16 protein-coding genes and 1 pseudogene are annotated in these 20,880 nt (G+C 69.0%); 11 read left to right on the top strand and 6 right to left on the bottom strand.

Annotated elements, in window-relative coordinates; genetic code table 11:
* Positions 1-31 precede the first annotated feature (31 nt).
* The 3 genes and pseudogenes from AC4OXY_RS37085 to AC4OXY_RS37095 form a co-directional block, all read right to left on the bottom strand.
* Positions 32-248: pseudogene (locus AC4OXY_RS37085) on the bottom strand (Rv2578c family radical SAM protein); the annotation flags it as partial.
* A 490-nt stretch (positions 249-738) separates the two neighbouring features.
* Positions 739-1,269 (bottom strand): hypothetical protein, encoded by a 531-nt coding sequence (locus tag AC4OXY_RS37090; RefSeq protein WP_356025431.1) that lies wholly within the window; start codon positions 1,267-1,269, stop codon positions 739-741.
* A gap of 87 nt (positions 1,270-1,356) precedes the next feature.
* Entirely contained in the window at positions 1,357-2,967 is a 1,611-nt protein-coding gene (locus AC4OXY_RS37095) for a hypothetical protein (RefSeq protein ID WP_402067748.1), read from the bottom strand.
* Between the two features lie 1,355 nt (positions 2,968-4,322).
* Here AC4OXY_RS37095 and AC4OXY_RS37100 point away from each other — a divergent pair.
* On the top strand, positions 4,323-5,018 hold the full coding sequence (locus AC4OXY_RS37100; protein WP_491991791.1) for a recombinase family protein: 696 nt from the start codon (positions 4,323-4,325) through the stop codon (positions 5,016-5,018).
* Positions 5,019-5,402: 384 nt separating this feature from the next.
* Here AC4OXY_RS37100 and AC4OXY_RS37105 read toward each other — a convergent pair whose 3' ends face one another.
* Positions 5,403-6,089: a hypothetical protein gene (locus AC4OXY_RS37105; protein ID WP_491991792.1), complete on the bottom strand. Its 687-nt coding sequence runs from the start codon at positions 6,087-6,089 to the stop codon at positions 5,403-5,405.
* 214 nt (positions 6,090-6,303) lie between these two features.
* Here AC4OXY_RS37105 and AC4OXY_RS37110 point away from each other — a divergent pair, with 214 nt between their 5' ends.
* The 3 genes from AC4OXY_RS37110 to AC4OXY_RS37120 all read left to right on the top strand — a co-directional run bounded on the left by AC4OXY_RS37110 (position 6,304) and on the right by AC4OXY_RS37120 (position 10,042).
* On the top strand, positions 6,304-7,995 hold the full coding sequence (locus tag AC4OXY_RS37110) for an ATP-binding cassette domain-containing protein (RefSeq protein ID WP_491991793.1): 1,692 nt from the start codon (positions 6,304-6,306) through the stop codon (positions 7,993-7,995).
* Between the two features lie 171 nt (positions 7,996-8,166).
* Complete coding sequence (locus AC4OXY_RS37115) at positions 8,167-9,513, top strand: cation:dicarboxylate symporter family transporter (RefSeq protein WP_491991794.1); 1,347 nt, start codon at positions 8,167-8,169, stop codon at positions 9,511-9,513.
* 130 nt (positions 9,514-9,643) lie between these two features.
* Entirely contained in the window at positions 9,644-10,042 is a 399-nt protein-coding gene (locus AC4OXY_RS37120) for an integrase core domain-containing protein (protein ID WP_491991795.1), read from the top strand.
* Between the two features lie 66 nt (positions 10,043-10,108).
* On the opposite strand, the gene AC4OXY_RS37125 is transcribed toward AC4OXY_RS37120, so the two are convergent.
* Positions 10,109-11,290 carry a PucR family transcriptional regulator gene (locus AC4OXY_RS37125; RefSeq protein ID WP_491991796.1) on the bottom strand — a complete coding sequence of 394 codons (1,182 nt, stop codon included), beginning with the start codon at positions 11,288-11,290 and terminating at the stop codon, positions 10,109-10,111.
* Positions 11,291-11,562: 272 nt separating this feature from the next.
* On the opposite strand from AC4OXY_RS37125, the gene AC4OXY_RS37130 reads away from it, so the two are divergent.
* The 7 genes from AC4OXY_RS37130 (at position 11,563) to AC4OXY_RS37160 (ending at position 20,136) form a co-directional block, all read left to right on the top strand.
* Positions 11,563-12,618: a Glu/Leu/Phe/Val dehydrogenase family protein gene (locus tag AC4OXY_RS37130; protein ID WP_491994696.1), complete on the top strand. Its 1,056-nt coding sequence runs from the start codon at positions 11,563-11,565 to the stop codon at positions 12,616-12,618.
* Positions 12,615-13,805, top strand: coding sequence for an MFS transporter (locus tag AC4OXY_RS37135; RefSeq protein WP_491991797.1), 1,191 nt, complete (start codon positions 12,615-12,617; stop codon positions 13,803-13,805). Before AC4OXY_RS37130 ends, AC4OXY_RS37135 begins: the two co-directional genes overlap by 4 nt.
* Before the next feature lie 478 nt (positions 13,806-14,283).
* Positions 14,284-15,336 (top strand): 4-hydroxyphenylpyruvate dioxygenase, encoded by a 1,053-nt coding sequence (gene hppD, locus AC4OXY_RS37140; protein ID WP_369393070.1) that lies wholly within the window; start codon positions 14,284-14,286, stop codon positions 15,334-15,336.
* Positions 15,333-16,472 (top strand): alpha-hydroxy acid oxidase, encoded by a 1,140-nt coding sequence (locus AC4OXY_RS37145; RefSeq protein ID WP_376288741.1) that lies wholly within the window; start codon positions 15,333-15,335, stop codon positions 16,470-16,472. Before hppD ends, AC4OXY_RS37145 begins: the two co-directional genes overlap by 4 nt.
* Complete coding sequence (locus AC4OXY_RS37150) at positions 16,466-17,008, top strand: hypothetical protein (protein ID WP_356035358.1); 543 nt, start codon at positions 16,466-16,468, stop codon at positions 17,006-17,008. Before AC4OXY_RS37145 ends, AC4OXY_RS37150 begins: the two co-directional genes overlap by 7 nt.
* Complete coding sequence (locus AC4OXY_RS37155; RefSeq protein ID WP_491991798.1) at positions 16,995-19,136, top strand: malate synthase G; 2,142 nt, start codon at positions 16,995-16,997, stop codon at positions 19,134-19,136. Before AC4OXY_RS37150 ends, AC4OXY_RS37155 begins: the two co-directional genes overlap by 14 nt.
* A 52-nt stretch (positions 19,137-19,188) precedes the next feature.
* Positions 19,189-20,136 carry a quinone oxidoreductase family protein gene (locus AC4OXY_RS37160; RefSeq protein ID WP_491991799.1) on the top strand — a complete coding sequence of 316 codons (948 nt, stop codon included), beginning with the start codon at positions 19,189-19,191 and terminating at the stop codon, positions 20,134-20,136.
* 259 nt (positions 20,137-20,395) lie between these two features.
* Here the strand turns inward: AC4OXY_RS37160 and AC4OXY_RS37165 are convergent, their stop codons facing one another.
* Positions 20,396-20,599: a cold-shock protein gene (locus AC4OXY_RS37165; RefSeq protein ID WP_364829291.1), complete on the bottom strand. Its 204-nt coding sequence runs from the start codon at positions 20,597-20,599 to the stop codon at positions 20,396-20,398.
* Positions 20,600-20,880 lie beyond the last annotated feature (281 nt).

Consider the following 20,880-nt stretch of genomic DNA (forward strand, 5'->3'; position numbering starts at 1 on the left):
CACGGTCGTGCGCGCCGCCGTCCGGCCGCGGTCACAGGAGGGTCAGCTGGACCGGCCCGGGCGCGGCGTCCGGCGCGTCCGGGGCCGCGTCGGCGGGCGGCGGGATCCGGCGGGCCGGCCCCGCGCGTGGGGCCGATGCCGTACTCCCGTGCCAGCTCGTGCACCTGACGGGTGATCCGGCGCTGGTACCACGTCGGCGCGTAGGCGCCCGCCGCGTACAGCCGCTCGTAGCGCCGCACCAGATCAGGTCAGCCGTCGGCAGTGTCGCATGAGTGAGCATGTCGTCGAGGTCGTAGATCTCCGCCGGACCCGGCACGGACGGGACGACGGCCGCCGCCTCGTTTGGAGCGAGCACCGCCTCACCGAGTTCGGCGGCCACGGTCAGCGTCGAGGCGGCCAGCACGTAGTCGAGGAATCTCCGCCGCCCCACCCCGACCGCCGCGGGTTCTTGTCCCCGTCGCGCGGAGGGGGTCTCCATGTCCGTCAACTGTCCTCGCGGCGGTGCGTGTCGCCTGCTTTCACCACGGCTCCGTGTGGTGCTTCCCGTTCCTGCACCCGCTTGAGGATCTCCCGGGTCGAGACCACCGGCAAGACCTTCGCGGCCCCGCACCCGCCCCCGATGACGACGTGGCCGCAGGTCTCACGTGACGTCCTTCGTTCCGTCATGTCTTGTGCACACGCTCATGGGTGCTGCCTCGGCGCCAACACGCCGTCGGTGATGCCACCGTTCACCCCGGGTCAGGAGTGGGTGCCCGACGGCTGCCCGTGCTGTCGGGTGACCGTCACGGTGACGTCGTAGCGTCCCTGGCCCGGTGGGCAGCGCATCGCCTCGCCGCACGAGTCGCGCCGGGCGGTGATGTGAACCGTGCCGGGCCGCAGGGCGGTGAATCGCGCGGAAGACGTGCCGCAGCCGCGGCCGGGCGGGCAGGTGGCGGTGGCTGTGGTCCCGCCGCCGACGGGCGTGAGCACTCGCGGGTTCGAGCTGGCGGGGGTCGACCAGTAGGCGCCGTGCAGTCGCACCACGATGAGCGTGCCGGCGGGCACCCGGACCGTGGTTCCGCGTGACCGTTCGTCGAGGGCGGCCGACCCGGTGGAGGACGCGGATGACGCGGAAGACGCGGGAGTGCGCGACGGCGGGGGAGGGGGCGATCCGGCGGGGCCGGACGAACAGCCGCCCAGGACGCCGGTCGCGGCTGCTGCGGCCACGGCGGCGAGCCCGGCGCGCAGTGCGCGCCGGGCGGGGCTCGTGCGGGCTGACGAAGGAAGCACGGGTCCTCCGGTGGATGCCGCCCGTAGCGGGCGCTGGGACGGGGGTGGGGGCGAGCCGTCGGCTCGCCCCCACCGTGCGGTGCGAGGTCAGGAGACGGTTACGTCGTCGTAGTAGGTGTACGTCGCGTCACCCGCGTAGTTGTCGTCCTTGTTGGTGAGGGTGAGCGTGTAGGTGTGGCCCGCGGTCACTGTGCCGGAGACCTGCTTCCAGCCCGCACCCTGGGTGCAGGTCTTGCCGAGCAGTGTCGTGGTGGTGCCCGCCGTGGTGTCCTGGAGGGTCGCCGTCGCCCAGTCGTAGCTCACGGTGTCCGGGCAGGTGACGTCGTACCAGAAGGAGACCTTGCTGCTGCCGGACGGAGCGGTGAAGGACTGGGAGACCGACGAGGTGTTCGTCGGGTTGGTGGAGCCGACCATCGCACCGTAGGTGCCGCTGTGCGCCGCCGAGGTGGTGGCGGAGGTGGTGCCGCTGGTCGTCCAGCCCGACAGGCTGCCGGTCTCGAAGGTGCCGTTGGTGAAGGTGCCGCCGGTGCCGCCGCCACCGCCACCGACGATCGGGTGGGAGATGGCGCAGTTGTTGGTGTCGTTGGACCAGCTCGCCTGCTCGGCAAAGGTACCGGTGCCCATCGTGACGTTGGCCGCCCCGCCCGTGCTGCCGGGCGAGATCCAGGCGCACTCGTCGGAGTTCTCCTGGCCGTTGTAGGAGCTGCCGGTCTGGTTGGTCCAGCCGCCGGCCGGGTTCTGGTCGGACATCATCTCGTGCCATTCATGGCCGAGCGTCATGGTCCAGCCGTCCAGCGTGCCGGGCGAGTTGACGAAGCCGACGCCGCAGCCGGAGCCGGAGTCCATGTTGTACGGCTGGTTGCTGAACGCGATGTCCCCGTAGGAGGAGGACACCGGCCCGCCGGTGAGCGTGCTGTCGCCGTTGTAGTCGTGCCAGGCGCAGTACTGCCCCTGGTAGTTGTCCGGGTTGGTGTTGTGCGGCGAGAGGACGACGTAGTAGGCGTCCCGGTTGGACGCGGCGGTGGTGTTGCCGAAGTGCCCGGCCGCCTTGACGGCTTCGGCGCCGAGTTGGTGCCCGGTCGCGGCGCTGGGCGAGGCCGCCGAGTTGTCGTACCACACGCCGGCCAGCACGCCGCCGCTCTGGTACGGGATGAAGTTCGCGTTGGACGGGCAACTCGTGGCGCCCGCCGACACGTTCGGTCCGTCACACCACTGGGTGAGGTCCGCGGACCACAGCTCGTTCCCGGTGCCGATGCCCTTGAACATCTCCTGGGTGACTGGGGCCGCGCCGTCCGGGTCGCCGGAGAACGTGGCGTCGCCGTTGCCGTTGGTGCTCTGTGTGCCCCACTGCGAGCCGTAGAAGACCAGGTAGACCTTGGAGTGGCCGCTCTGGACGCCGATGCCGTCGATGCCGCCGCCGTAGGACAGCGTCTCCGGTCCGGTCGCCGTGGTGGCCGCCGGCTGCTCGGCGGCCCAGGACTTCATCTTGGCGTTCTGCCGGATGGTCGGTATGGCACCGTGCCGGTACGGGTGCTGGTAGGCCGGGCTGTAGGGGTTGGGGCTCGCGGTGTGAGCCGGGGCCTGGGTGGCGGCTGCCGCCTGGGGTACGAAGGCGAGTGCCACGCCGGTGACGAGGGACAACGACGCGAGACCGGTCAGGGTCGCGCGGGCTGCGCCGCGTATGTGGGGTCTGCCCATGGGTGTTGGGGCCCTTTCTTCGCACGGATCTCCGCCGTCGGTCCGGCGGAGGTGAGCTGAACGGGACGTCGACGGGGCGCATCACCCGGTACGCCTAACCCGGCCACCGACGTTGACGTCGGTTCCGCCGAGGAACAGGAGAAGAGGCCCGAGCCGCGCCGGGTGACTGCACGGGCGATGTGCTCGGCAGCTGGGGGAACTCACGCACGGCGTTGTGATGCGCGGGGGAACTCTCGTCCTGGACCTGACGAATGAAAAAGGCAGTGAGAAGGGTTCGCACTGTGACTTCTTGCTGGCCGGATTGGTGATGCCCTGTCAGACGCGGAGAAGCAAAGCAGTTTGACGGGTTCAGGTCAATGGGTGCGCGTGGCCTTCTCGTGGGGGGAGGTCGTGGCCCTCCCGGACGGGCGGCTTCGACGTCGACCGCCCGCTGATTCCGCAGGTCGAACGCGAAGTCCGGGCAAACGGCGGCCGGTTGCCACGGCGAGGCCGACTGCGGGTCGTGGCAGGTCATTCATCGACTTGGGGCCTCCTATGAACCGGCTCTGAATTCGGTTAAGTCAGAGGAAATGCTCGGTCAAAGGGAAGTAATCGGCATAGCAATTGGGTGTCGTGGCCGCTGTTCGGATTCCGCTCCCCTGATGAATCCCAGGCCTTGCCCCAGCTCTCCATACCCCTGGGCACCCACGCGGGGGTGCGGCTGCCGCACCGGGCGCATCTCTTGACGCCCGTCCCGCCGACGCCTGCCGCGAGATACGCCGGACACTCATCGCCATCGAGGCGGCCGAGCTCCAGCGCCGCTACGAAGCGAACAAGATCGGCAACGTTACTTGGCGCCGGATCCAGCACGAACCCGGCCTCGAAGAGGGCGCGCGCCTGGTGGCAGAACGTCAGCAGCCGTGCCAGCGGGAGGGCGATCCAGTCCCGGGCGTCGCCCGTCGACTCGTCCAGCAGCGTCTGGGCGGGTGTCCGGACCAGCGCGTGCCTGCCCCGGCACGCGTGCCTCCCCCGGCATGGGAATCGCTGACCACCGAGGGGATCGACCGCATCAAGGTCGTGGTGCTGGCTGCGGTGCGTTCGGGCCGCAGCTGCGTGAGGTGTACGCCGAGGTGGGGATCCGTTCCCGACTCTGCTTCACCTGCGCCGGGCCGACCCGGAGTTCAACCGGGCAGTAATCGACAACTACTACCCGCGGGCTCGCAGACGCTGTTCGGTATCCGGGTGCCCGGCAACCAAGATCCGGGCCAAGAGCGTGTGCTCTCGGCACAACTACCAGTGGTACCGAACGGTGTAGGTCCAACACCCTGGGACCTCACCGGTGGCGGGCCGTTCCCGCAGGTCACAAGGGGTACGACATGGCAGCGGCCACCCTGACTCGCTCCGCCCGGCAAGAATCGCGCCCTACCAGTGGTATGGAAACGACCACTCAAAACGGGGTCTGCGCGTGCCACGGTCGCCCGTGGGTGGACCTGCTGCTACCTAAGTCCAAGATCGTGCGCGAGGGCGAGCGCGCGTTGTCCATCCGTGCACAGGAAGACCGGGGCCGTGAGTGGGCCGACGAACACGGGTACTGCGTTCGTAAGGTCTGGAAAGAGAACCTGTCCGCGTGGTCCGACGTGCAGCGCCCCAAGTACGACGCTGCCATGTCCGCCGTGCTGAACGGTCTGTACACCGGCACCTACGACTGCACGACCATCGAAGACCACGACGTCGTCGTGCCCAGAAGCGTGTCGGTGAAAGAACAACGTGAGCAGCGTCAGTTCCCGTGGCACCACTCGACGTTCATCAACGACATCACCGTCCGAGTCATCCAGCCACACGAAGCAGACCGGACGCCGCGCGTCGAGCGGCTGCGCTGCACGGTCGAGCCCGTCGATGCGTCGAAGCCGAGCTACACCGGTGACCCGCACGACAGGAGTCGGCTGAAGATCGGGCCCGACCAGGAAGGCACGGACGGAGGAAGCCTGAGTGGTCTCTTCTCGAACGACGGCCAGCAACTGTGCCAGGACCGGATCACGATCCTCGTGCCGGACGGCAGTATCCAGCCGTAGCCGACTGGGTGTTGCCCGGCACTCAAAATGCCGATGACTTCGGCATTCACGGTTCCGATGCTCGGCGACGACGACGCCCCGCCGACGGGGCGGCTCATCGGCAAGGTGCCGCCGCCCACGAACACCCGCCCTCGCCGGCATGCCACCGAACTCATCGGCAATATTAACGCCGCAAACCCGCCCGCGACATGGGCATCTTGAAAGTCGCTCCACACCCCGGCCGCCCGGTTCGCCGACAAGGTGAACACCTCGGGCCCCTGGTCACTCCGCCGGGACTGCCCCGGCCCCTGCCACCCGTGGGACGGAGCCACCACTGCGAAGCGCCGGAACGCCGGTCACCGTGGCCTCGCCGGCGGCCGGCGGGAATCGTGCCTGACGCCGGTGCTACGCCCTGACGGCCTCGACGTCGCGCGGCCACCGCGGATCGATCTCGTAGTGGCTGCCGAACTGGCTGCTGAAACCGGTCACCCGCACGGTCTCGCCTTGCTGCAGTCCAGCGACGCCGATTCCCGTCTGCAGGTTGACGTAGATCTGCACCGCACCGGAGCCGTCGTCGACGAAGAACTTGTACCCGTACGGGAGGTCGCTCGCCGGCGCCTGGATGATCCTTCCGACGACCTTGACGATCCGTCCCTCAGTGGCCTCACCGATCCCCGCGGTGCTGACCCGTTTCGGTTTCACCGGCCGGCCCCGCGCGCCGAGTTCGACGCCGGAGGGGTCGGCCGGCGCCAGGGTGAGCAGCCCGGAACTGTCCCGGAGCGTGCCGGTGACGCGCGCGTGCCGGCACGGGCTGGCGTGCACGTCGGTCTGCAGGCTGACGTAGATCCCGGCGGTCCTGTCCTGGAGAGCGAACCCCTTGTCGCCGAAGCTCGATGCGAAGGCTCCCGAGGGAGTGCTCACCGTGCCCTCCACCGTGACCACCGTCCCCAGCGGCAAACTGCGCGCCTGGGCGATCGGGATCGCTGTCACCCGCGGCGCGGCAACCGCGGAACCGGCCCCCGGTGCGGACGTCGCGATCAGCGCGAGCAGTGGTACGACGAGCAGAGTGAGGAGACGACGGGACAGGCCCATGGGCTCTGGATTCCTTCCGTGGACGGACGACAACTGTCCGCCAATTCTTGCGGCTTGACTATCGGCGACCGGCGGCGCACCGGCGTGTCGAGGCGCTTCGTGCCCGAAGTCACGGGCCCGTTCGGTACGTCGTACGAGGTGCTGGTCGAGTGGGGACCTCGACCAGCACGTGATCCGACCGGCCTGGCGTGCGTGGCCGGAGGGGTCAGCCGAGGTGGAGGCAGGTCAGGACGACTCACCGCAGGGGGCCGATGTTCGAGAGGAGGAATACCTCTACCGCGACGAGTCACGGCTCAAGGCAGGGTCGCTGCTGACCTCCCGCACCATGGCGCGGCGTCTACCCTCGCTCGTACGGCGCTCGGTGCAGATGGCCTGGCGGGTGGACCGCGGCGCGACCATCGGACTGCTGGTGTGCCAGATCGGGACGGGCGTCCTCGCGGCCCTCGGCCTCCTGGCCGTCACGGGCACGATCACCGCACTGATCTCCTCGGGCGACATCACCGAGCGGCTGTGGGGCGCCGCTCCGCAACTGAGCGTCATCGCCGCCACCACCGGCCTGCGCGCGCTGCTGGGCATCACCGTCGTCTGGCTGACCGGGCGTCTACGCCCGGTGCTCGGCCGGGCAGCGGAGCTGACGATGGTCGAGGCCGCGCTCGGAGCGGAACTGGCCGCCAACAACAAGCCCGGTTACAACGACGCCTTCGACATCGCCGACCGCGGCGCCCAGGTCTCCCCCGACCTCGTGGAAGAAGCACAGGACGTCCTCGCGGCGACCGCGACGCTCGCGGCCGGCGCAGCCGTCCTGACCGTCCTGCACCCGCTGCTCCTCGCCCTCGTCTTCCTCGCATGCCTGCCGCAGGCCGCCGCCTACGTCCGGTCCGCCCGCGTGATCTACCTCGCCAGCCTGGAGACCTCCGGGCGGCGCCGGATGCTGGGCAAACTGCGATGGCACATGGCCTACATGGAGTCCAGCGAGGAGATGCGAGCCGGCCTGGCCGGCCCCTTTCTGATCGGCCGGTATCGGAAGCTGGCCGCCTCGGTCAACGCGGCCGAACGCAAGGCCGCCAACACCGGCGCCTGGATGGGACTGGCCGGAGCCGTCGCGGTCGGGATCGCCTCGACCGCCGTGTGGGCAGCACTGCTGTGGCTCCTGGCCTCAGGCCGCATGAGCCTGGCGGCCGGAGGCGGCGCCGTCTTCGCCCTCCAGACGGCCACCGGCTCGGTGCGCGGCATCATCAACGGCGGGGCCCGCCTGGTGCGCACCGGCTGGTACGTGCAGGACTGGCAGAACTTCCTCGACAACGCCCACGGCCAGGCGATGACCGACTCCCGCGGCACCGCGTCCCTGACCGCAGTCCCGGAGCGTTTCGAGGTCCGCGACGTCACCTACCGCTACGGCGGCGCCCCGAAGGACAGCCTGAGCGGCGTCTCCCTCCACGTGCGCCGCGGCGAGATCGTGGCGCTGGTCGGAGAGAACGGCTCCGGCAAGACGACCCTCTCCCGCCTGCTGTGCGGACTGTTGCTGCCCACCGAGGGTGACGTGGCCTGGGATCACGCTTCCACGGCGGACCTGGACCCGTGGGGGTCGTGGGAGCACGTCGCTCTAGTGCCGCAGAAGTTCACGTATCTGCCGCTGACCATGCGCCAGCGCACGCAACTCGGCGGCCTCCTGGAAGCCCTCGACCGGCCCACCGACATCGCCAGTCGCTCCACCTTCTCCGGCCACGTCACCTGCGGCGCCATCGTCGTCGATCCGCTCGGCCGCGTCCTGCACGTGCTGCACCTCGCGAGCGGGAAGGTCCTCGCTCCCGGCGGACACACCGAACCCGGAGACGACTCCCTGGCCGAGGCGGCCCTTCGGGAGCTGCACGAGGGGGTGCTCACGGAGGACCGGGACGGCTGCTGAGGTCGGTTGTGTGCGATGGGTCACTCCGGGCGTGATTTACGCGTCCGTAATGCGGAGGTATCCGGCGGGATCAAGAGCACCTTGAGAGTGATCGTCACGGAAGCCGCATTCCGTATCGCAGAAGTCTCATCCCCGGCTTCTGTGCGTTCACGTCCCCTCCAGGAGTGCCCTGTGCCGCCGACTGCACCGTCCCTGCCGCGACGCGTCGCACGCATACTGCGTACCTCTCTCTTCGCGCAGGTCCTCTGCGCGCTCGTGCTCGGGATCGTCATCGGGAAGCTGTGGCCCGGCTTCGCCGCGGATCTCAAGCCGCTCGGCGACGGTTTCACCCGGCTCATCAAGACGATCATCTCGCCGCTGGTGTTCTGCGTGGTCGTCGTCGGCATCGCCAAGGCCGGTGACCTCAAGGCCTTCGGCCGGATCGGGCTCAAGGCCCTGATCTGGTTCGAGGTCGCGAGCACCGCGGCGCTGATCATCGGCCTGGTCGCCGCCAACGTCGTCCAGCCCGGCTCGGGGATGCATGTCGACCCGTCCACCCTGAGCACCAAGGCGGTCGACGCGAAGACGGGCGGCGCCGCGCTGCCCTCGACGACCGAGTTCGTCGTCAACGCGCTGCCCACCAGTTTCATCGGCGCGTTCGCTGAGAACTCCCTGCTCCAGGTGCTCATCCTGGCCTGTCTGGTGGGCGCCGCTCTGCTCCACCTCGGCCACACCAAGGTGCCGAAGGTCCTGCCCGCCGTCGAGCAGGCCCAGGAGATCATCTTCGCGATCGTCGGCTTCGTCATGCGCCTCGCCCCGATCGCGGTGTTCGGCGCGATGGCCGTCCTCATCGGCCAGTACGGGCTTAGCGTGATCAAGACCTACAGCGAGCTGATCATCCTGTGCTACGTCGCCGCCGCGCTGTTCGTCGCGCTGCTCGCCTTCGCCCTGCGCATCGTCACCGGGCTCAGCCTCTGGAAGTTCCTGCGCTACATCCGCGAGGAGATGCTTCTCGCGCTGGGCACCGCGTCCACCGAGTCCGTCATGCCGCGCGTGATGCAGAAGCTGCGCGGGGCCGGCGCCCGCGACGACGCCGTGGGCCTGGTGCTGCCCACCGGCTACTCCTTCAACCTCGACGGCGCCTCACTCTACCTCTCCATCGGCACCCTGTTCATCGCCCAGGCCGTCGGCGTCGACCTCAGCCTGAGCCAGCAGATCACCGTCGTCCTGGTGCTGATGCTGACCAGCAAGGGCATGGCGGGCATCCCCGGCTCCGCCTTCCTCGCCCTGTCCGCGACCGCCTCCTCGCTCGGTGCCATTCCCGCCGGGGCGGTGGCGCTGCTGCTGGGCGTGGACCGGATCATGGACTCGATGCGGGTGGTGACGAACCTGCTCGGCAACTGTGTCGCCGTCTTCGCCGTCTCCCGCTGGGAGGGCGCGCTGGATGTGGAACAGGCGAAGAAGGCGCTGGACGGTTCAGCTGCCGCTGCCGAGTCGGAGGCCTCGGTGCCAGAACCGTCGGTGCGTGTCACCCAGTAGCTCTGGGCGCGTTGTTTCACGGCTGACGCGCAGGGCCGGGATCGATCCCGCGTCCGAACGGAGTTCCAGCACGTGGGCAGGTTTCCTGTGTTCCCAGGCCGACGCCCTTGTGGCGTGCGGCTTCTTCGAGATGGTCACCCTGACCGGGGCGCGGCTGTACGTGTTCGCGGTGATCGAGCACGCGACCCGCCGGATCCGGGTCCTGGGGGCCACCGCGCACCCGACCGCCTCCTGGGTGGTACAGGCCGCGAGGAATCTCGTCATGGACCTTGAGGAGTCGGGCTGCCGGGCACGGTTGCTGATCCGGGACCGGGACGGCAAGTTCCCCGAGTTGTTCGACAGCGTCCTGGAAGACGCGGGGATCGAGGTCGTACTCAGCGGCATCCGTATGCCGCGCATGAACTCGATCATGGAACGCTGGGTACTGACCTGCCGACCGATCACCGACCCGGACGCCGTCGCCCACCTCGACGTTCGACGATGCGACCGCCTCGGCGGAATCCTCCACGAGTACGAACATGCAGCGTGACCTTCGCGGACGAGTTTTCCGGCAAGAGCAATGTCACCGAGTTGCGGCCCTGGCCGGATGAGCGTTTCAGAGTGTCGGCAGGCCGAGCGCGATCATGGTGGACGACAGTCCGTGCCAGGTGCGTACGTCCCAGTCGGTGAGTTGCTGCCAGCGCTGAAGGCGGTACTTCACAGTGTTCGGATGCACGTGCAGGACGCGGGCTGTCGCGGTGAGCGAGAAGCCGTTCTCGGCGAACCTGAGCACGGTCTCGGCCAGGTCGGGGTGTTGTTGCGCGGCCTCTCGGCGCGGTTCGAGCAGCACCGCGAAGCGTTGCGCCGTGGGCGCCAAGGTGGCGAGCAGCCAGTGGTCTGCGAAGGATTTCACCTGTCCCGGATCCGCCAGGGGCAGCGCCGCTCTCGCGTCCGCCATGCTCATCGCGGCGCCGGGGAGCCCGGTCCGCGGCAGGCCGATGCCGAAGCTCGCGTCAGGGTTCTGCCGCTGGGCCGCTTCGACCACGGCCTGCGGTGGGATGTCCTGGACCAGGGCGATCATGAGGTTGCCGCGGGTCGCGCAGCGCAGCGTGCCCGGCCACCGGCGGTGACGCAGATCCATCATGCGCTCGTCGGTCCAGGCCTCGGCCGGTGAGCACAGCGCCTGGAACCCGCCGGCAGGGTCGAAGGTGAGGGCGGCAGCCAGTTGCTCGAGGTCGACGCCGGCGGGCGCGGCGGTGGCAAGTCCGTCGAGGAACTGGTGGGTCAGTCTCAGGAGCGTGGCATCGGCAGCGCGGACGGCAACGCCGTACGCCTCGGCGGCCGCGCTGCTGGAAGCCTGCACCCACGTCCAGACCATCCCGACGATCGACAGGAGTTGCGCGCCGGCCTGGGTGTCGTGCGACTGAGCACGCGCGAGCAGCACGTTCCACATCTCGCGGTAGCCGACGTGGTAGGCCTCGATGAGGGCGTGCAGCGGCAGGCCGGTGGCGGCGCGTTCGGCTCCGAGCGCATGTGCGGCCTCGACCTCTTCGCGGGTGGGTGAGCGGCGTGCGGCCACGCCGGTCAGCAGTCCCTGGTAGTGGCGGGTGACGTCGCGTTCCTGCTGCTCGCGGTCCACGATTCTGTAGCTCGGGATCTCAAGCCGTATGCGGTCGACGATCCTCGGGATCACCGTGGGCAGTTCTGCGGCGAGTGATGCGCAGAGTTCGACGACGGGCTGCCACGCCGCGGCGGTGTCGCCCTGCGCCCCGGCCTCTTCGGTCACGGGCTCCACCATGGCCCCTCCCGATATGTGGATTTCGTAGTGCTCTCTCTCGCGATTGCATGGCAGCGGCGCTGCGACCACGCCTCGACGATAGGAGATCAAGAACGCGCACGCTGCACTTTTGTGGACTTCGCAAAAACGGTGCGGGGAAGTTCTCGGATTCGGTTCTGGTCCCGCTGACCGGCCGTCAGCAGGCTGGACAGCGGACGCCGCAGGGGCCTGGCCTGGCCCCCGGTGAGGGGTCCTGAAGATCCGGGTGCACGGGAGGACGCGTGGAGACTCCGATGGAGTTCAGTCATGAATCGGTCGTGGTGCGACGCGGGCGGCGAAGCCGGCTGCCGATCGTCGTCGCAGTGCACTCCACTGCTCTCGGCCGTGCGGTCGGCGGCTGCCGGATGTGGGCGTACGACAGCTGGGAGGACGGCCTGCGCGACGCGCTGCGCCTGTCAGAGGGCATGACCCGTAAGTGCGCTGCCGCCGGACTGCCGAACGGCGGCGGCAAGACGGTCGTGGTCCTTCCCACCGGGCGGAGCCTCGCCGCGGACGAACGTCGCGCGGCGCTGCACGATGTCGGCGACATCGTGGCGGAGTTCGGCGGCGCCTACGTGACCGGCCCCGACGCGGGTACCGGACCGGCCGACATGGCGGTCATCGGCGAACGGACCGAGCACGTGTTCTGCCGACCGCAGGCCGCCGGCGGAAGCGGTGACCCCTCGCCGTTCACGGCCCTGGGCGTCGTCGCCGCGCTGCGCTCGACCTGCCTGGCGCTGTTCGGCTCGCCGGCCTTGGCGGGCAGGAAATTCGCGGTGATCGGTCTCGGACACGTCGGGGAGCAGATAGCCCGGCAGTTGGCGGCCGCGGGAGCCGGCCTGATCCTGAGCGACGTCGACCCGGCGAAGCGCTCCCTCGGCGCGGAACTGGGCGCGGTGTTCGCCGCACCCGACGCGGCGGCCACCGCCGAGGTGGACGTGCTCGTCCCCGCCGCGCTCGGCGGCCTGCTGACCCGGGATCTGGTGGCGCGGCTGCGCTGCGGCGCGGTGGCGGGCGCGGCCAACAACCAACTGGCCGATCCCGGCGTGGCGGAGCTGTTGCGGGAGCGCGAGATCCTCTGGGCCCCCGACTACATCGCCAACGCCGGCGGTGTCGTCAACGCGGTCTCTCGCGAAGTCCTGGGCGACGAACCGGAGGAAGCGGTCAAGCGCATCGAGTCGATCGCCGACACGCTGACCGGCCTGTTCGAAACGGCCGCGCGCACGAAGATCACGACCGCGCAGGCCGCCGACGACCTCGCGCGCCGGCGCCTTGCCGCACCGGTTCCCACCGCGCCGGAACCGGCATGAACCCCCGGGTATACGTGCTGGCCCTGGCCACTTTCACCGTCGGCACCGAGGGGTATGTCATCGCCGGCGTGCTGCCGGAGGTCGCGCACTCCATGCATGTGTCCGTGTCGGTGTGCGGGCAGCTGGTCACGGTCTTCGCGCTGGTCTACGCCCTGGGCGGGCCGCCGCTGATCGGCGCGTTCCGCAGAGTGCCGCCGAAGTCGGTGCTGATCGGGGCCATGCTGGCTTTCGCGCTCAGCAACGCCCTCGCGGCGTGCGCACTCGACTATGCCGTGCTCGCCGTGGCGCGCGTGCTGGCCGCGTTGAGCGCGGCCCTGCTGGCCGCGCCGGCCGCCGCCGCCGCGGCGGCGCTGTGCCGTCCGCAGGACATGCCCAACGCGATCGCGGTCACCGCCAGCGGCAACGCGCTGGCGCTCACTCTGGGCGCGCCGATCGGCACCTTGATCGGCGGTCTGTTCGGCTGGCGGGGTACGTTCCTGTTCGTCACGGTCCTGGCGCTGGTCACTGCGTTGATGCTGGCGGCTTTGCTGCCGACGGTGCCGGTGGCTCCCGTCGGCACCGGCCGGGCCGAACTGCTGCGCAACCCGGCCGTCCGGTGGAGTCTGCTGACCACCTTCGGGGTCTTCCTCGCCGCGTACTGCACCTACACGTATCTTGCGCCGATCGTCGAGCGGGCGACCGGGATGGGAAGTCAGGGTGTCGCGGCGCTGATGATCGTCTTCGGTGCGGGTGCGTTGCTGGCCGGGCGCACGATCGGCAGGATCCTGGTCAAGGTGCCCGTGGCACGGGTGCTGCGCGTGGCTCTCTCGCTGATGGCGCTGCTCCTCGCAGCCATTGCCGTCGGCACTGCCTGGCATCCCCGCACCACCGCGGCGATCGCCGCGTTTCCGGTGCTGTTCTGCCTGGGTGCCGCCTGGTGCTGCGGCGGGGTCTCCCAGCAGACACGGATCGCCGCCCTGGCGCCCGCGCAGCGGTCCCTGGCGCTGGGGGTGCACTTCTCCGTGCAGTTCCTGGGAGTCGCCGTCGGCGGTGCCGTCGGCGGCCTCGCCCTGTCGACGGGGGGACCGGTGGCCGTTCCAGCCCTGTCTGCGCTGATCGCGTGCGTATCGCTGCTCTCCGTGCGGCGGACCGTTCCGGAACCGGCCGAGACGCCGGCTCGCGAGGCGCCCGCGAGGATCCCGCGGTGATCACCACGCGGGAGTGAGCAGGGGGACCAGCCCGGAGAGTTACTCAGAAGCGCCTTCGCATGCGGAGGCGCTTCTGGTGTGTCAAGGGTTGCTCCTGGGGTGCGGAGGCTCCGAATAGTTGGCACCGCCGTTCGGTGAAATCCACAGAATGGCAGGCCTCAGATGTGCGAGAACTGCAATCGGCGATTACGTATTGCCTGCTCGGCGCGCACAAGATGTGCCGTGAAACAAGGACTTAATATCGACTCCGTTGTGCTGCCGAATGCGGCCATTGTCAAGTCGCCTGAGGGGCCTGTAAGTTCGAGTTGAACGAGCAATAAAGAGCCCGCGGCTCTCCTCAGCCGAGCCGCGGCTGCCAATGGGGTGCGTCAGCCGCAGGTCGGGGCGTTCTGGGGGATTGCTTATTCGAAGTCCCCTCTGATCTGGGTTGACTTCAAGCGTTTGGAGAGCTGCCATGCAAGTTTTGCGTGATGCTCGGTTGGATCACGTCGAGTTCTATGTCGAAGACATTGACGCGACCGTCAAAGATCTCGTGTCGAAATACGTCTTCCAGATAGCGGGAACGTCGAGCGCGAGCATCCAGTCCCACCGCTCGATTGCGTTGAGGCAAGGGGGCATCGTGCTCCTGCTCACCCAGGGGCTGACCGAGGATTCCCCGGTGTCCACCTGGGTCCGCACCCATGGCGACGGCGTGGCCAACATCTGGCTGCGCACGCCGTCGGTCGATGCGGCCTTCGCGGAGGCCGTGGCCAACGGCGCCGAAGCCGTGCTTCAGCCGGTCGAGCGCGCCGGTGTGCTGGTCGCCGGTTTCGGTGCGTTCGGCGATGTCCAGCACGGCCTGGTCGAACGCCCGGATGATGCCGCACCTGGCCAACTGCCGCCGGGCATCGTCCCGGCACCGGAGTCTGCGGCGCAAGTGCCCGCGGAATTCGGTGTGCTGGACCACTTCGCCTACCTCGTCGGAGCCGGCGATCTTCGGAACGCGGTGAAGTTCTATGAATCCGTCCTGGGTTTCTCGGTGATTTTCGAGGACCGGACCATGGTCGGCGGTCAGGGTATGGATTCCCAGGTCGTGCGCAACGCCGCGGGCGACGTCACGTTCACCATCGTCGAGTCCGCCGCGAAGCCGGGGCAGTCCCTGGACTTCATCGCGGAGTTCGTGCAGAACAACGCCGGGCCCGGGGTCGAGCACATCGCGTTCAGCTGCGCGGACATCGTGACGGCCGTTCAGAAGCTGCGCGGGCGCGGGGTGGACTTCCTCGACACTCCGGGCGCCTACTACGACCTGCTGCCGGACCGCCTCGGCGGCGTAGCCCGTCACGAGCTCGAGCAACTGCGCGAACTGGGCATCCTCGCCGACCGGGACCACGGCGGCGAGTTGTTCCAGATCTTCACGCACTCCACGCATCCGCGCAACACCTTCTTCTTCGAGGTGATCGAGCGGGTTGGTGCCGAGACCTTCGGCAAGGGCAACGTCAAGGCGTTGTTCGAGGCCAGGAAGGCGGAGCGGAGCCAGCGGGAGGAACGGTGACGGAGGTGACGGAGGCCGGGCAACCGAGTCGGCCGCAATCCGTGGCCGAGTTCTCCGACGCGGCCTGCGACGTGATATCGCCCGCCGCTTGGGATTTCATCTCCGGCGGCAGCGGTGCCGAGCGGAGCGTGGCGGCCAATCTGCGCGCCTTCGACAACCTGTACGTGGCGCCGCGGATGCTGCGGGACGTATCGCATGTGTCGACCGCATCCCGCCTGGTCGGTACCGAAGCGAGCCTGCCGGTGGCCATCGCGCCGATGGCCTACCACGGGCTGGTACATCCGCAGAGCGAGGCGGCCACCGCACGCGCGGCGAAGACGGCGGGCGTACCGTTCACCGTGGCGATGCTCAGCGGGACACCGGTGGAGCGCATCGCCGAGTCGGGTGCCGACCTGTGGTTCCAGCTGTACTGGCTGCGGGATCGGGGCGCCACGAAGGAACTGGTGAGCCGGGCCGAAGCCGCGGGCTGCCAGGCGCTCATGCTCACCGTCGACGTGCCCCGACTGGGCCGCCGCCTCAAAGACCAGCGCAACGGCTTCGCACTGCCGCCCGACGTCTACGCCGCCCACTTCCGCGGCGAGGCCGCGATCGGAGCGCAACGGGCCCCGGCCGGAGGTTCGGCCGTCGCCTCGCACACCACCGTGATGTTCGACCCCTCATTGGCGTGGAGCGACATCGAATGGCTGCGGGAGCGCACCCGGCTGCCGCTCGTCGTGAAGGGCATCCTGACCGGCGAGGACGCCCTCATGGCGACGCGCTCGGGCGTGGATGCGCTGGTGGTCTCCAATCACGGCGGGCGTCAGCTCGACGGAGCCGTGCCCGGACTCACGGTGCTGCCGGAGATCCGGGCCGCAGTGGGAGACACGGTGGAAGTACTCGTCGACGGCGGCATCCGATCAGGCTCGGACGTACTCAAGGCCCTGGCTCGCGGCGCCGACGGCGTCCTGCTGGGGCGGCCGATCCTCTACGGGCTCGCCGTCGGCGGCGAGTCGGGCGTCGACGCCGTGCTGTCGCTGCTGCGCGAGGAACTCGAGACGGATCTCGCCCTGTCCGGCTGCCGTACCGTCGGCGAAGCCGCCCACCTGACAACCTACGAATTCAGCGCTTCCAGCAGTACGGGGACTGCATCATGGTGAAGGGCATCATCAAGACGCTCGGACCGTCGGGGACGGACGCGCACGCGGAGGCCGTCCGCATCGGGGGCGAGAATATCGAGCTCTTCCCCTCCTTCCGCGCCGCCATCGACGATTCCGAGACACACGGCGGCAGGGCGCTGGTCGCCGCCGGGTATCTGGACATGAACAACGGGTCAGTGATCGACTCCTGGGTCGACCTTCATTTCAGCAAGCTGCGTTCGATGACGATGGTCGGGGTCTGGGAGTCGCCGACCAAGCCCATGTGCGTCGCGGTCCATTCGGACTTCTCCGGCGGGATCGCGGACATCCGCTCGGCGGCGTCCCACCCGGCCACCCTGCAGTTCGTGCGCGAGCACATGCCGGCCGACGTGGTGGTCTCGACGGTCCGGGCGAAGCCGGAAGCCGCGCGGCTGGTGAGCGAGCAGGCCGTCGATGCCTGCATCGGATCGGTGGACGTCGTCGAATCCATCGAGAATCTGAAGATCTTGAAGAAGCTGGAGGCGACGATGGTGTGGTGCCTGTATGAGCATCGCTGACGTCGCCGAGGACGCGTGGGTCCGGATCGGGGCCCTGCGGGTCGCGCGCGCGTTCCGGGATTTCGTGGAACGGGAGGCTCTCCCCGGCATCGGCGTGGCTGCCGGGGAGTTCTGGGCCGGATTCGAGCAGCTGATCGACGACCTCGCGCCGCGCAATCGCGCACTGCTGGACCGGCGCCGCGCACTGCAGGACAGCGTGGACGCCTGGCACACCGAGCACCGCGGCGAGGACTTCGACGCGGACGCGTATCGCCGGTACCTGACCGAGATCGGCTACCTGGTCGCGACACCGGAGCCCTTCTCCGTGGACACCGCCGGTACGGACGCGGAGATCACGCGGATCGCCGGTCCGCAGCTGCTGGTGCCGGTGGTCGACGAGCCCTTCGTGCTCGAAGCGGTCAACGCCCGATGGGGATCGCTGTATCGCGCCCTGTACAAGACCGACGTGATTCCTCAGGGCGACACCGGTGAACGCCGCGAGGCGGTCATCGACTTCGCCCGAGGCCTTCTCGACGTGATGGCGCCGCTCGACGAGGGCTCGCACGCGAAATCGACGCACTATCAAGTCGCCGACGGTGCGCTGCGCGTGCAGATGGCCGACGGCACGTTCAGCACACTGGCCCCTGCGGCGCGGCTGGCCGGATTCCGCGGTGATCCAGCTCGGCCGTCGGTCGTGCTGATCGAACATCATCACCTGCACGTCGAGATCCAGTTCGACCCGGATGGCGCGTTCGGCCGTCTCGACGCGGCCGGCATCCAGGATGTGGTCCCGGAATCCGGGATCTCCACGATCATGGACTTCGAGGACTGCGTCGCTGCCGTTGATGTCACGGACAAGATCGAGGTCTACCGCGCTTGGTTGCGTCTGATGCGCGGCAGCTACACCACGCGGCACGGTGGCGGCATGCATCCCGATCGCCGGTACACCGCCCCGGACGGCAGCCGCATATCGCTGCCCGGGCGGGCACTGCTGTTCGCCCGGATCGTCGGGCAGTTGATGACCACGGACGCGATCCTCGACCACGAGGGCGCCGAGGTGCCGGAAGTCATCGTCGACGCGGTGATCGCCACCCTCGCGGCGCTGCACGACCTGCGGGGCGACACCTCCCGCGTGAACTCCCGTGCCGGTGCGGTGTATCTGGCGGTGCCGAAACTGCACGGGCCTGACGAGTTCGCCTTCATCGATGAGCTCTTCGGCCGCATCGAGCGCTTGCTCGGACTGCCGGATCACACGGTGAAACTCGGTCTCCTTGACGAGGAGCGGCGCACCACCGTCAACCTGGCGGCGTGCCTCGAGGCGGTACGGCATCGAGTCGTCTCCACCAACAACGGCCTGCTCGACCGAACTGCCGACGAGATCCACACGTCGATGGCGGCCGGGCCCATGGTGCCCAAGACCGCCATGAAGACCCAAGACTGGCAGATGGCGTACGAGCAGTGGCACGTCGACACCTGCCTGGCCCATGGCCTTCAGGGGCGGGCACTGATCGGTCTCGGCATGTGGCCCACGCCCGAGCGGATGAGCGACCTGTTCGCGTCCAAGATCGGCCAGCTCTCTCTGGGCGCGGGGACGACCTGGGTGCCGACCGCCGTCGCCGCGACTCTGCACGCCGTGCACTACCACCAGGTGGACATCGCCGACGTGCAGCGCGAGATCGCGGCGGCCGGACCGCGACGTTCGCTCGGCGAGCTCCTGCGCCCGCCGGTCGCCGAAACCCTCACCGACCTGCGGAGGGAGTTGGACGCCCACTGCTACACCGTTCTCGGCTATGCGGTGCGCTGGGTCGAGCGTGCCGTCGCCAGTTCCCCGATGCCCGCCTTCGACGGTGTCGTCGTACTCGAAGACCGCGCCACGATACGAATGTCGACCCAACTGCTGGCGAACTGGCTGCACCACAACGTGATCACCGTGCGGGATGTGGACGAGGGTCTACGCCGGACGGCGGCGGTCCTCGACGAGCGCCTCCACGACGAACCGGGTTACCGGCCGCTGCTCCCTGCACGGGAAGCCTCCCTCGCGTGGCAGGCGGCCCGCGAACTGATCATCCGGGGCGCGACGGCGCCGAACGGCTATACCGAACCGGTGCTGTACCGATTCCGTCGCGAACAGAAGGCCCGGACAGCGTGATGCGGCCGAACCGACGAGAGCGAGAAGGGGAGACCTCGTGCACGCAGTAGTGGTGACCGAGCCCGGCGGCCCTGATGCCCTTCGTTACCGGCGGATGCCGGACCCGGTTCCCGCGCCGGGCGAGGTGCTGGTGCGGACCAGAGCGATCGGCGTGAACTACCGCGACGTGTACGTGCGCAGAGGGGAGTACCCCGCTGAACTCCCCGTTCCGGGCCTCGAAGGAGCAGGCGAGGTCGTGGCGGCGGGCGAGGGAGCCGAGGTCGCCGTCGGGGATCGAGTGGCCTGGGCGTACGGCAGGGCCAGCTACGCCGAACTCGTGGCCGTGCCGGCCGATCAGTGCGTGCCGGTGCCCGACGGGATCGACTGGCAGGTCGCAGGTGGGGCGCTGCTGCAGGGAATGACCGCGCACTACCTCTTGGAGTCGGTGTACCGACCGACGCCGGGAGACTCGATCCTGGTTCACGCGGGTGCCGGCGGCATGGGCCAGCTTCTGGTGCAGTGGGCCGCGGCGCGAGGTGCCAAGGTGATCACCACCGTGTCCACCGACGAGAAGGAGAAGCTCGCCCGGGAGGCCGGGGCCTGGCACGTGCTGCGATACGGAGACGATCTCGCCGAACATATCCGGGAACTGACGGGCGGCGAAGGTGTCTTCGCCGCCTACGACGGCGTCGGTGCGGCCACCTTCGAGTCGAGCCTCGCCTCGCTTCGGCCGCGGGGCACACTCGCGTTGTTCGGATCCGCGAGCGGCCGAGTGCCGCCGTTCGATCTGCAGCGTCTCGCCGAACTGGGTTCGCTGTTCGTGACCCGGCCGGTGCTGCCGCACTTCGTCCGTACCCGCGCTGAGGTTCTGTGGCGCGCGAACGAGGTCTTCAGCGCGATATCCGAAGACATACTGCGCATACGGTTCGGTGGCACCTACGCCTTGCCCGACGCGGCGCAGGCCCATCGGGCGATCGAGTCCCGCGCCACAGCCGGTTCACTCGTGCTGCTGCCGGCATGATGGTGGACCTTGGCTTGACTCTGAGGTGGAAACCTCCCGCAGTTGAACGTCAGGCTGCGGGAGGTTCGGCGGTGATCTGGTAGCACTGCCCCGTCACCTGCCTGGCGCCGTCGTACCGGCAGTTCCGCGCACTTTTCCTGGCAATGGCTCGTTGGGACACGCGAGACACCGATCGGCTCTGGCCCGCTGACCACTGCGGCAGACGGTAGGGGCCCGGCGTCCCGAAGCCGGGATGCCGGGACCTTACCGGGGCGCGCGATCAGGCGGGGCGGATGTTCTCAGCCTGCGGGCCCTTCTGGCCCTGCGTGACGTCGAACTGGACCTTCTGGCCCTCCTGCAGCTCGCGGTAGCCTTGGCTGGCGATGTTGGAGTAGTGGGCGAAGACGTCGGGGCCACCGCCCTCCTGCTCGATGAAGCCGAAGCCCTTCTCGCTGTTGAACCACTTCACTGTGCCCTTGGCCATGACTGTCTCCTTGAGGGAAACCGGGCACGCACTCTGCGTGACCGGGAGGTGATCGCCCTGGTCCGGAGAGGCGCTGAACAGCAAGAACGCCCGTGAGGCGATCACGGGCGAACGGAACTTCGGAACCACGACTGCTGACCAAAACGCTATAACGGCATGACGGAAGCCGCTAGCGAAAACGCGCCAGCATCCGGGTCGAGTTCGATGGGGCATCACATCGGGTTCCGGCATGGCGGGCGGGGGCGGCGAGCGCTTCGGGGACACTGCCATCTGTCTGCCCG

It is taken from the genome of Streptomyces sp. HUAS MG56 (genome assembly GCF_058673395.1).

What these genes read in the sequence shown, in the direction of transcription:
- AC4OXY_RS37095 (WP_402067748.1), bottom strand. Translation starts at nt 2,967, where the DNA reads ATGGGCAGACCCCACATACGCGGCGCAGCCCGCGCGACCCTGACCGGT.
- AC4OXY_RS37100 (WP_491991791.1), top strand. Translation starts at nt 4,323, where the DNA reads ATGGCAGCGGCCACCCTGACTCGCTCCGCCCGGCAAGAATCGCGCCCT.
- AC4OXY_RS37105 (WP_491991792.1), bottom strand. Translation starts at nt 6,089, where the DNA reads ATGGGCCTGTCCCGTCGTCTCCTCACTCTGCTCGTCGTACCACTGCTC.
- AC4OXY_RS37120 (WP_491991795.1), top strand. Translation starts at nt 9,644, where the DNA reads ATGGTCACCCTGACCGGGGCGCGGCTGTACGTGTTCGCGGTGATCGAG.
- AC4OXY_RS37125 (WP_491991796.1), bottom strand. Translation starts at nt 11,290, where the DNA reads ATGGTGGAGCCCGTGACCGAAGAGGCCGGGGCGCAGGGCGACACCGCC.
- AC4OXY_RS37130 (WP_491994696.1), top strand. Translation starts at nt 11,563, where the DNA reads ATGGAGTTCAGTCATGAATCGGTCGTGGTGCGACGCGGGCGGCGAAGC.
- AC4OXY_RS37135 (WP_491991797.1), top strand. Translation starts at nt 12,615, where the DNA reads ATGAACCCCCGGGTATACGTGCTGGCCCTGGCCACTTTCACCGTCGGC.
- AC4OXY_RS37150 (WP_356035358.1), top strand. Translation starts at nt 16,466, where the DNA reads ATGGTGAAGGGCATCATCAAGACGCTCGGACCGTCGGGGACGGACGCG.
- AC4OXY_RS37155 (WP_491991798.1), top strand. Translation starts at nt 16,995, where the DNA reads ATGAGCATCGCTGACGTCGCCGAGGACGCGTGGGTCCGGATCGGGGCC.
- AC4OXY_RS37165 (WP_364829291.1), bottom strand. Translation starts at nt 20,599, where the DNA reads ATGGCCAAGGGCACAGTGAAGTGGTTCAACAGCGAGAAGGGCTTCGGC.